The organism is Corynebacterium sp. HMSC078H07 (genome assembly GCF_001812805.1).
Taxonomy (GTDB): Bacteria; Actinomycetota; Actinomycetes; order Mycobacteriales; family Mycobacteriaceae; genus Corynebacterium.
Genome location: NZ_KV810470.1, coordinates 209,390 through 219,213, shown reverse-complemented (window position 1 = coordinate 219,213; position 9,824 = coordinate 209,390). Strand labels below are relative to the sequence as shown.

General features: G+C 60.2%; 10 protein-coding genes. 3 read left to right on the top strand and 7 right to left on the bottom strand.

Annotation, left to right across the window (positions count from 1 at the left end):
• From HMPREF2875_RS06220 to HMPREF2875_RS06205, 4 genes are all read right to left on the bottom strand, one after another.
• The coding region (locus HMPREF2875_RS06220; protein WP_141754586.1) for an ABC transporter ATP-binding protein at window positions 1–445 on the bottom strand (445 nt) is incomplete at its 3' end.
• Window positions 446–625: 180 nt separating this feature from the next.
• Window positions 626–1,501 (bottom strand): polyprenol monophosphomannose synthase, encoded by an 876-nt coding sequence (locus HMPREF2875_RS06215; RefSeq protein WP_070671284.1) that lies wholly within the window; start codon window positions 1,499–1,501, stop codon window positions 626–628.
• A 15-nt stretch (window positions 1,502–1,516) separates the two neighbouring features.
• Window positions 1,517–3,028, bottom strand: coding sequence for an apolipoprotein N-acyltransferase (gene lnt / locus HMPREF2875_RS06210; RefSeq protein WP_070671282.1), 1,512 nt, complete (start codon window positions 3,026–3,028; stop codon window positions 1,517–1,519).
• Entirely contained in the window at window positions 3,028–3,591 is a 564-nt protein-coding gene (locus HMPREF2875_RS06205) for an FxsA family protein (protein ID WP_070671280.1), read from the bottom strand. The genes lnt and HMPREF2875_RS06205 overlap by 1 nt, the downstream gene beginning before the upstream one ends.
• A 70-nt stretch (window positions 3,592–3,661) precedes the next feature.
• Here HMPREF2875_RS06205 and HMPREF2875_RS06200 point away from each other — a divergent pair, with 70 nt between their 5' ends.
• Window positions 3,662–4,486 carry a cobalamin biosynthesis protein gene (locus tag HMPREF2875_RS06200; protein WP_070671277.1) on the top strand — a complete coding sequence of 275 codons (825 nt, stop codon included), beginning with the start codon at window positions 3,662–3,664 and terminating at the stop codon, window positions 4,484–4,486.
• Here the strand turns inward: HMPREF2875_RS06200 and HMPREF2875_RS06195 are convergent.
• Both HMPREF2875_RS06195 and HMPREF2875_RS06190 read right to left on the bottom strand, forming a co-directional pair.
• A complete protein-coding gene (locus tag HMPREF2875_RS06195; RefSeq protein WP_070671276.1) occupies window positions 4,483–5,217 on the bottom strand; it encodes an SDR family oxidoreductase in 735 nt (244 codons plus the stop codon). The two genes, HMPREF2875_RS06200 and HMPREF2875_RS06195, sit on opposite strands and share 4 nt — an antisense overlap.
• On the bottom strand, window positions 5,217–6,299 hold the full coding sequence (locus HMPREF2875_RS06190; protein WP_070671274.1) for a M24 family metallopeptidase: 1,083 nt from the start codon (window positions 6,297–6,299) through the stop codon (window positions 5,217–5,219). Before HMPREF2875_RS06190 ends, HMPREF2875_RS06195 begins: the two co-directional genes overlap by 1 nt.
• 73 nt (window positions 6,300–6,372) lie before the next feature.
• Between HMPREF2875_RS06190 and HMPREF2875_RS13940 the strand changes: the two genes are divergently transcribed.
• A complete protein-coding gene (locus HMPREF2875_RS13940) occupies window positions 6,373–6,825 on the top strand; it encodes a hypothetical protein (protein ID WP_246817047.1) in 453 nt (150 codons plus the stop codon).
• Complete coding sequence (locus HMPREF2875_RS13935; protein ID WP_246817046.1) at window positions 6,822–6,989, top strand: hypothetical protein; 168 nt, start codon at window positions 6,822–6,824, stop codon at window positions 6,987–6,989. The genes HMPREF2875_RS13940 and HMPREF2875_RS13935 overlap by 4 nt, the downstream gene beginning before the upstream one ends.
• Here the strand turns inward: HMPREF2875_RS13935 and HMPREF2875_RS06180 are convergent.
• Window positions 6,976–9,774 carry a DEAD/DEAH box helicase gene (locus HMPREF2875_RS06180; protein ID WP_070671272.1) on the bottom strand — a complete coding sequence of 933 codons (2,799 nt, stop codon included), beginning with the start codon at window positions 9,772–9,774 and terminating at the stop codon, window positions 6,976–6,978. The genes HMPREF2875_RS13935 and HMPREF2875_RS06180 overlap by 14 nt on opposite strands.
• Between the last annotated feature and the right edge of the window lie 50 nt (window positions 9,775–9,824).

The following is a 9,824-nucleotide window of genomic DNA, read 5'->3' as shown; positions in this document are numbered from 1 at the left end:
CACGGCCCATGGCCACGCGCTGGCGCTGACCGCCCGACAGTGCCTTCGGCTTGCGCTCGAGATACTCGGTAAGGCCGAGGGTTGCTGCCGCCTCATCGACTCGCTGGTTAATTTCGTCCTGCGACTTACCAGCAATCTTGAGGGCGAAACCCATGTTTTCGCGCACGGTCATGTGGGGGTAGAGCGCGTAGTTCTGGAAAACCATGGCAATGTCACGATCACGCGGGGCAACATTGGTCACGTCCTTGTCGCCGATGTAGATGGCGCCATCCGTAACATTTTCCAGGCCCGCCAGCATGCGCAGCGTGGTGGATTTACCGCAGCCGGACGGGCCGACAAGAACGAGGAATTCGCCATCGGCAATCTCGAGGTTGAACTTCTTTACGGTGGGCTCTGAGGCGCCTGGGTAGGTCAGAGTAGCGTCTTTGAACGATACGGTTGCCATTGCAGTGTCTCCTCCATCGGCAGGTACGTGCCGAACGATCCTTAGTGTGAGAATGGCGTGAAGTGAATCACGTTGCACGGTGGAAGTGCTACTTACGACATTAGCACTGCAACTGGTCATTACCACAAAGGCCCGTGAGCGGTTTTCTGCTCACGGGCCATAAGAGGTCGAAACCGGCGTTTAGCGCTTCAGAGTGTTGGAGACCAAGTGGGTTACATCGGCGACAAACTCGCTGATTGCGTTCTTGGCCTTGGTGGTTTTAGCACCGAGCTCAAGATCTTCCACGGTGCGGGTAGCGAGCTTGGATACCTCACCACTGAAGTCGGCGACCTGCTCCGAGCGGTGCGCGATTCCCCACTTGGTGACCTCCAGGAGAGAGTCCTTGACAAAAGAGCCGTCCAGCTTAGATTCACCCAGCTCGCGCTCGGTAAAGGTAATCGGGACCTCTCGCACGTCGAAGCCATCCTTGATGGCGCGGAAGGCCACGTCCACCTGGAAGATGTAGCCAGCCTTCGACAAGCTGTCGAAGTCGAGGTGCTCAAGCAGTTCGCGGCGGAAGGCACGGTAACCGGCGGTCATATCGTTAATGCCCGCGCCAAGGGCGACGGAAATGTACTTGTTGCCCAGGCGCGAGAGCAGCTCACGGTTGGCCGGCCAGTTGACGGTTTCGCCGCCTGGAATATAACGCGAGCCGATGACGAGATCTGCGCCCTTCTCGATTTCCTCGAGCAGCAGATGCAGCTGCTCCGGAGCGTGGGAGCCGTCGGCGTCCATTTCACACAGCACCTGGTAGTCCTTCTCCAGGCCCCACTCGAAGCCAGCGATGTAGGCGCCTAGGAGGCCGCCCTTGCCCTCGCGGTGCAAGACGTGCAGGTGAGAGTCCTCCGCCGCCAGCTTATCGGCTGCTTCACCGGTGCCGTCCGGGGAGTTATCGTCCACGATGAGAATGTGAACCTCCGGGGTGGCCTCGCGCACGCGGCCGGTGATCAACGGCAGGTTCTCAATCTCGTTGTAGGTGGGGATGATGACCAGGGTGGATTCGTGGGTCGAGCTCACTTGTTCCTTGCTCCTTTAGACTTCTTTTCTAGGCGCGCTGCCGCGTGCCACGCGGGTGGAATAGACCGCCAGCAGCGCGCAGACCGTTCCAATGATAACCATGAGCCATTGCAGGAGCGAACCATAACGCACCGCAAAAGTCCGGCCTTCTTTTAAGGGAAGCTCTTCCTCAAGATAAGCCGGTTCAAAGATCCCACTCGCCTGACTCACGCTGCCATCCGGATGCACAATCGCGGAGACGCCCGAGGTGGCGGCGACGATGACAGCACGGTCAGTCTCCAGTGCCCGCAGACGGCTCATAGCAAGCTGTTGGTAGGTCATATCCGAGTCACTAAACGTCGCGTTATTCGTGGGCGTGGTAAGTATCTGCGCGCCGTTGTTGATCGCCGTGCGGAAGGCTTGATCAAAGCTCACCTCGTAGCAGGTAGCAACTCCCACCGTCGTGCCGGCCATGGTGACCACGCCGGGGCCATCACCAGGCTTCATATCGCCCGCAAGATCCACCAAGTCGGTAATCTTGGCAAAGAAATCCCGCATCGGCATCGTCTCACCAAAAGGCTGCAGATATTTCTTGTGGTGGTGCTCTCCTACCGTGCCATCGGGATTGAAAACCTGCATCGTATTGCGCGCACCCACCTCATCAGTGGTCAAGGTACCGACGAGGATGGGGGCATCGATGTCGTGTGCGGAGGCGTCGATAAGCGCCCGTGCGTCTTGGTTGGTGAAGGGATTGATATCGGAGGCGTTTTCTGGCCAGATGACGATGTCGGGGTGCGCGCCATCCTGGGCGGCTTGTTCGGTAACCCGCACATGGTTGTCCAGCACCGCGCGACGTTGGGCAGCAAAGTCCAAGCCGAGGCGTGGAACGTTGCCCTGGACTGCCGCAGCCGTTACCGAGCCCGTAGTGTTACCGGGACGGTTAATCCCGAACCCGGCGAGAAGACCCGCTAGCAATGGGAGTGCCATGAGCGCGCAGGCAAGTCTCGGTGCTCGCGTCAGACCGACCAGGCCCGCCGCGACACACACCACGGCAAAAGAGATCAGCGCAGGTCCGCCCCATGGCGCGAGGTATGCCAGAGGGCCTTCGATCTGCCCCCAAGCCAGACGTACCCACGAGAACCCACCGAAAGGCACTGAGGAGCGTAGCAACTCCACGGCGACGTAGAAGAAGGGAAAGAGCGCGAAGCCATGGCGCCACCGCAACAAAGCCGCCCCGCCGATGCCCAACAGAATGCTGTAGAGGGACAAAAAGATCGCCAGCGCAATGTAAGGCATACTGCCCACGAGCTCACCAATCCACGGCAACGTAAACAGGTAGAGCACCGCGCTGTGCACCGCGGCGATGAGGGCGGACCACGCTAGCGTGGGCTGAAGCTTCGACTCATTACTTCGCCACGGCGACAACGCAGCCACGAGCAGCGCAATGCCGATAATGCCGGAAGCCCACCAACCGCGTGGTTCGACGGCGAGAAACGTGATACCACCGGAGACAGCGGCCAGAATAAGGCGAGCGAGTACCTCTACCACTACTTCTTGCCGTCCCCGAAGTCCTCAGGCTTGACGTGCTGGGTCCACTCCCGCAGCTCATCTTCGTCAATAACCTCGTGGTGAAGGTTGTTCGGGTCCGCCGTCCCCGATGGTCCCATAGACCCGAAAGAACCATAGGAATCACGGTGCTGGGCCATCGGTGAGGCCTCATACACACGCACACCGAGGTTCTCAATCTTCTTAAACATGGATGCAGCCAAGAGCGTTCGGATAATAGAACGCGTCGGTGCAAAGATCAGCAGTGCACCCAACACCGTGGACACAAAACCCGGCGCTGAGAGCAGCATGCCGCCCACCATGGTCAAACCCACATTTCCTGCGGTTTTACCTGGGGTCGGGTCTTCCATGACATACACGCCGTCCCCGGTCTGGCGGATACGGGAGGACATCATCCGGCGCACTTCCCAGCTGGCGATGGTCATACCGAAGAGCATGGTGAGCCCTAAAGCAAGCAGGGTCCAGAGAACGCCGATCCAGTTCGCGACGGCCCAGAAGGCGAGGGTTTCCAGAAGGATGTACGCGATGAACAGAACAAAGGGCATGCCGCCTACCCTACTTGGTTTACCTGCCTGTTCGCTGTAACCCCTCCCTGGGCAATTAGACTGAGTCATCATGTCACATACCTTGCACTTTTACCCTGCTGGCGGCGTGGTGACACCTGAGCAATGGCTAGCGCTAGGCCAGGCCGCGCGCGAACACGCTGATGGCTACGTCTACCTTGATGAGCACAGCGTGGTTACTCTGCGTGGAGTGGACGACGAAGCCGATATGAGCAGTGTGTCACTGCCCCACAGCGCCCCGCACGTCGTGGCCTCTCCCCTGTCTCTGCATGCTCGTAACCTGGCTGCGCGCGTGGCTGAGGAACTCGCTGCTGCTATGGCAGAACACGAGGTTGCTCTCACGCGGTTGGTCCACACCGTCGTCGGCATCGACGGCGGTCACGGTGACATTGTGGCGCACGGAGTATCGCTGGGTTTACAGCTGCATGATCCGACAGACACCACGGAGGTGCGCCTAATCCGGGAAGGCCAGGTGTTCGGTGAGGTGATGGCGCTTGACGACGCCCTCCCCACCCTCATCGACTCCGTTCTCACTGCAGTCACTAGCGACGCTGCCGTGGGCGAAGCTACGCCTTCCGCTAAAGCTGAAGGAGTCGGCTCGGATCGTGACCTCTCAGCATCAGCGCATGCGCCCATCGGTTGGCTCACTGATCACACCGCTGAGGGCCGCGTCGATCTGGGCGCAGGCTTGCACAAAGGTGTTCTACCGGGTGAGTACGCCGGGCTGATAGCTCAGCTAGACGTACCTATTACGGTGACACCGTGGCGAGGCTTGGTGCTCCACGACCTTGCGGATGGTGATGCGGACGTCGTTCTGCGCGTCCTAGCCCCACGTGGGTTCATCTTCGACGCGCAATCACCCTATCTGCAGGATTAACGCGGCATGTGCCGCCAGATAGGGCGCGGCACGATCTTCATAATCCAGGCCAAGAGCTGAAGCGCGCGTGGAATCCATAGCGTGCGCGAGCCTGTACCGGATGCGATTGCTCGCGTGACGACTTCAGCGACGACATCTGGCGTCACCGACAATGGCGCCGGCTTCATTCCCGTCGTCATGGAGCCGATAACAAAGCCAGGACGTGCGGTAATGAGTGCCAAGTCGGTGCCGTGCAGTCGGTCCGCTAGACCCTGGCAGAAAGCATCCAGCCCGGCCTTGGTTGAGCCATAGACATAGTTGGCGCGGCGTGCCCTCCACCCCGCGATCGACGAGAAGGCGACGATGTGGCCAGAACGCATGACATCCGCCAACACGGTGAGCATGGATACCTGCGCTGCATAGTCCACCAGCGCGATATCAAAGGCATGGGCCTCGTCGTGTTCTGCACGGTCCTGATCCCCCAAGATGCCGAAGGCAACCACAGCCGTGGTGATGGGTTCACCCGCTAGCTGTGCTGCGCGCTGGACGACGTCCCGATGGCCCTCAACTTCAGCGGCATCAAAGGACAGGGTATGGACCGCGGTGGCTCCTGCTGCGGATAGTTCCTGCTGTAACTCCTCCATGCCGTGCTCGCCCCGTGCTGCCAGGACGACTGGGCGGTCATGGCACAACCGGCGAGCGAGCTCTCCGCCAATATCACTGCGCCCGCCGAGAATCAACAGCGCACCCATTAGCGCAGCTCCCGCGGTGCCTGGTTGAGTGATTCATAGCCATCTGCGGTGGTCACCACGATGTCCTCAAGACGCATCCCCCATTGACCAGGAACATAGATGCCCGGCTCGATGGAAAACGCCATGGACTCCGCCAGCGTCAGCTCATTGCCTTCCATGATGAATGGCTCCTCGTGAGTAGACAACCCGATGCCGTGGCCCGTGCGGTGCGTGAAGTGCTCACCCCAGCCGGCTTCCTCAATGACCTGGCGGGTCACACGGTCGATGTCTTGTGCACTTACGCCGGGGCGTGCCGCAGCACGTCCAGTCGCCTGCGCCTTCTCCAGCACTGCATAAGCCTCACGGAACTCGGCCGGTGCTGCAGCGACATCACCACCGACGACGTACGTCCTCGTGCAATCGGAGTGGTAACCTGACGGCAGCGTGCCACCAATGTCGACCACAACGGGATCACCGGCAGACAACACGCGGTCACCATAGTCATAATGCGGGTTCGCACCGTTGGCGCCGGAGCCGACGATAATGAAGTCAACCGCGCTGTGTTCGCGCAGGATGAGCTGGCGCAGATCCTCTGCTACCTCGGCCTCTGTGTGGCCCGGCTGCAGGAGACGAGGCACCTCGATGTGGACCGCATCGATTGCGTGCGCCGCCGTGCGGAGCTCATCAATTTCATCGGCGTCCTTGCGAGTAAAGAGCTCAGAGAGGGCGTCCGTGGCTAAGACATAGGATGCTCCGTCGAGCAGAGCTTGGAAGCGCAGCACGTGATCGGCCGTCAGCGTCGACCCTAACGCCACATGGCGCGCGCTAAGCCCTTCCAGGGCCAGCGCATACGGATCTTCGCCATCTTTCCACCCGCGAAGCTCGGCGTCGACGCCCTGCAGGGATTCAATATCGGTGCTCGGCGCCACGATTACCGGCTCGGCATCAGGGCGGATTACTAAGCACGTAAGCCGTTCATGGGAAGACACCCAAGAGCCAGTGAGATAAGCAAACTCAGCGCCAGTGCCCAGGAGGGCAACGTCAATGCCGCGTGCGGCCACTGCCTCACGTGCGCGCGAAAGACGGGAAGCGTAATCAGTCATGCCCGTCAGCTTACCCGCCGAGCTGGGCCGTACCGAGTGCCGTACTGTGCGCTTCCTCGATAGGCTAGAGCACGTGAAAACTCATCCCGCTGTCGTGAAGATCCGCACCCGCAACGGGTACTGCTCGGGTGTATTAGTGGACTCCTCACTCGAGCCACAAACTCAGCACCGCGCTGAACTGGTCCTGACCTGCGCGCACTTCTTCCGTGACGGCCTCGAAGAAGGTGACATGTACAAGGTGAGTGGTGGATTTAACCGGCGGCTTAAAGCTGTGCGCACCATCGACGGCACCGATATGGCGCTGTGTGCGCTCGATTCGCCAGCTCCTGCTCGCGATGTTCCCGGAATTGCTGCACAGACTCCATCTTTCCGCGATCCGGTTTTCACGTGGGGATTCGGGGCAAGGCCCGTCGCGCACAGCTGCGTCAAGGGCTCTTTCTCATGCCCTTCTTCCGAGTATGGTCTGTCGATTTCCGCACGACAGTCTCTCCCGCCGGCATGGTTTTTAACACACTGCCGGCGGTGAAAGGTGATTCAGGTGGCCCAGCATTCCTCGATGACGAGGTCGTAGGCACCCAAGCTCTCATCCTCAATCCTTTGGGCAAGAACCTGCGCATCGCTACCTTGGCGCTGGTTGCTCCCCACCGCCGAGCACTCATCGCAGCGGCCGCGGACCTTAAGCGCCGATAGCCACCACACCTCGCTGAATAGCGTCAATGGCGCGCCGGGCATTGCGGCGAATATCGTCCTCGTAGCCGGTCTTGGCTATTTGCTGGAGCAGATCCACCACCTGGCGACACCACCGCACGAAATCACCCGGGGTAAGCTCAGCGCCCGCTTCGTTGGCGGCGGCCATGCAGTAGGCCAACGGTGCACCCGCGGTCCACTGGTGGATGGCGAGCGCAAAAGCAGGTTCCGGCTCTCGAGTTTGAGGCAGGTTATGCCGCTTTTCATCAGCAACAAGTTCGGTATAAATCCGCCACGTAGCCTCCATCGCATCCGCCATGGGATCGGTAGCTGCCCCCGCCTCACCGCGAGTGGCCTTGCGGTTTTCAAAGACGCAGAGGGAAGCCACGCCAGCCAGTTCTGCTGGGTCCAGCTCGTTCCAGATACCTCTCTTGAGACATTGCGCTACGAGGAGGTCCGATTCGGAATGAATCTTGGCCAAGCGCTCACCTTCATCGGTGATGACGGGCTCGCGGTCATCACCGTAGCCCTCAAACTCGACGTAATCCATCTCAGCGAGAAGATCAACGATGCGCTCGAAGGTGCGGCCCAAGGTATCCGTGGCACGTTCCACCTTGGCTTCGAGCTTTTCCAAGTCCCGCTCACGACGAGCCAACTTCTGGGCCACCCCAGCGAGCTGTTCACGGTCAGTAGCCGGCCAGTGGTGGACTGGGTGCTGGCGAATCGCGTCGCGCAGCTCTCCCACCTTTTTATTGGGACGGTTTCGTGGTTCCGTGCGCATCTTCTTCGGCCGCTTATAGAAGTCCCGCTTGAAGGCATCCTGAACATATTTGTTGTTGCGGCGCGGATTCTTCTGCACTCCGCGTGGCAGCTTCATGTGGCCCACGGTGATGGGCGGGTTCTCAATACCTTCGGCGTCGATGCGCCCGGACCACCCTGTTTCGGTGGTGACCCACGGGCGGGGATCAGCGGTTTGATTAGCTGGAGTAATGACGACTGCCAAGGTGGGGCGCTTGCGCGTGGCGATGGCAATGACGTCACCTACCTGGAGGCGCGCAAGGACAGTGGCGACTTCCTTGCGGCGTTCGTGTTTCTTAGTGGCCTGGGCGGCCTTCTCTTCATCAGACAGTGCCCGGCGAAGGCGCATATAGTCCATAAGGACCTCGGCGGCATCTTCGCCGTCGGTTGTGGGCGGCGCCAAATGGGAAATGGCATCCTCAAGTTGCGCTCTAAGTTCGCGCACGCGGTGCTCTGCACGTTCAATCTCACGGGTCTCCTCCACTACGGAACCGTCGGCTTGGAACTGAGCGAAGGACTTCTCCAGCAAACGGAGAGACTCGTCAAAGCCGAGCATGCCGAGCAAGTTAATCGCCATGTTGTAGCCCGGCTCAAAGGTGGAAATAAGCGGGTAGGTGCGCGTAGAGGCAAGCCCGGCGACGGCCTGCGGGTCCATAGCCGGCGCCCACTGGACAACTGCATTGCCCTGGGTATCGATACCGCGGCGTCCCGCGCGTCCGGTGAGCTGCGTGTATTGTCCCGGGGTGAGATCGACGTGAGCCTCACCGTTGAATTTGATGAGTTTCTCCAGCACCACCGTGCGCGCAGGCATATTAATGCCAAGGGCCAAGGTCTCAGTGGCAAAAACAGCCCTGACCAAACCTTTGACGAAAAGCTCCTCCACGATGTGCCGGAACGCCGGCAACATACCGGCATGGTGGGCGGCGAACCCACGGGACAGCGCTTCGCGCCAACGCTTAAAGTCCAAGACCTGCAAGTCTTCTTCCGGGATTCCTTCCACTCCGCGGTCCACAATGGCCTTGATTTCAGTTGCTTCCTCCGGAGTGGTCAGAACCATGCGGGAGCGCAAGCACTGGTAAAGGGCACCATCGCAGCCAGCGCGGGAGAAGATAAAAGTAATTGCCGGCAGCATGTTCATGGACTGCAGCTCTTTGAGCACCTCTGGGCGGCCGAGCGGTCGGTAGCGATCCTGGGCGCGGGGCGCTCCGCTGCGCCTGTCGCCACCTTTGTGGCGTGCGCGAGAGCGAAAGCTGGCACGCTTGTACTCGTAGCGGTCGTTGCCGTGATCGGATGTGCGCTCCCCTGATTCGAGCCGCTCAATGCGGCGCGCCAATTCAGTGTTGACCTGTCCGCCGGAATCCGGTTCGAAGAGCGGGTAAATCTTACGCCCCACCATCATCCATTGGTCCAGCGGGACTGGACGCTTCTCAGACACGATGACGGTGGTATCGCCACGCACGGTGCTCAACCAGCGTCCAAACTCTTCCGAATTAGACACGGTTGCGGAAAGTCCAATGATGGAGACGTGCTCATCAAGGTTGAGGATGACCTCTTCCCACACGGCGCCACGGGAGGCATCTGCAAGGAAATGGATCTCATCCATGACCACGTGGGTCAGCCGGTCGAGTGCTCCGGAGCCGGCATAAATCATGTTGCGCAGGACCTCAGTCGTCATCACCAGGATGTCTGCGGAGGAGTTGATGGAAACGTCACCAGTCAGTAGGCCAACAGCGTCGTCACCGTGGGCTTCGACGAGATCGTGGTATTTCTGGTTGCTCAGGGCCTTAATCGGCGTGGTATAGAAACAACGTGTGCCCTGGCTCAGCGCTAGGGACACGGCAAACTCACCGACGATAGTCTTACCTGCGCCCGTTGGCGCACAGACCAAGACACCGTGGCCGTCCTCGACGGCCTGGCAACCTTCGATCTGGAAGTCATCCAGGGAGTACGGCAGGGCGCGGGTAAACTCATCCAGATGCGTCAGTGTCATAAGCACCCAGGGTACCTGCCCAGCGCACCTTCGGCGCAGTGAGGCGCCTG

Excerpts from the sequence above, each read along its gene's own strand:
- HMPREF2875_RS06205 (WP_070671280.1), bottom strand. The coding sequence starts at position 3,591 with ATGCCCTTTGTTCTGTTCATCGCGTACATCCTTCTGGAAACCCTCGCC.
- HMPREF2875_RS06200 (WP_070671277.1), top strand. The coding sequence starts at position 3,662 with ATGTCACATACCTTGCACTTTTACCCTGCTGGCGGCGTGGTGACACCT.
- HMPREF2875_RS06195 (WP_070671276.1), bottom strand. The coding sequence starts at position 5,217 with ATGGGTGCGCTGTTGATTCTCGGCGGGCGCAGTGATATTGGCGGAGAG.
- HMPREF2875_RS06190 (WP_070671274.1), bottom strand. The coding sequence starts at position 6,299 with ATGACTGATTACGCTTCCCGTCTTTCGCGCGCACGTGAGGCAGTGGCC.
- HMPREF2875_RS06180 (WP_070671272.1), bottom strand. The coding sequence starts at position 9,774 with ATGACACTGACGCATCTGGATGAGTTTACCCGCGCCCTGCCGTACTCC.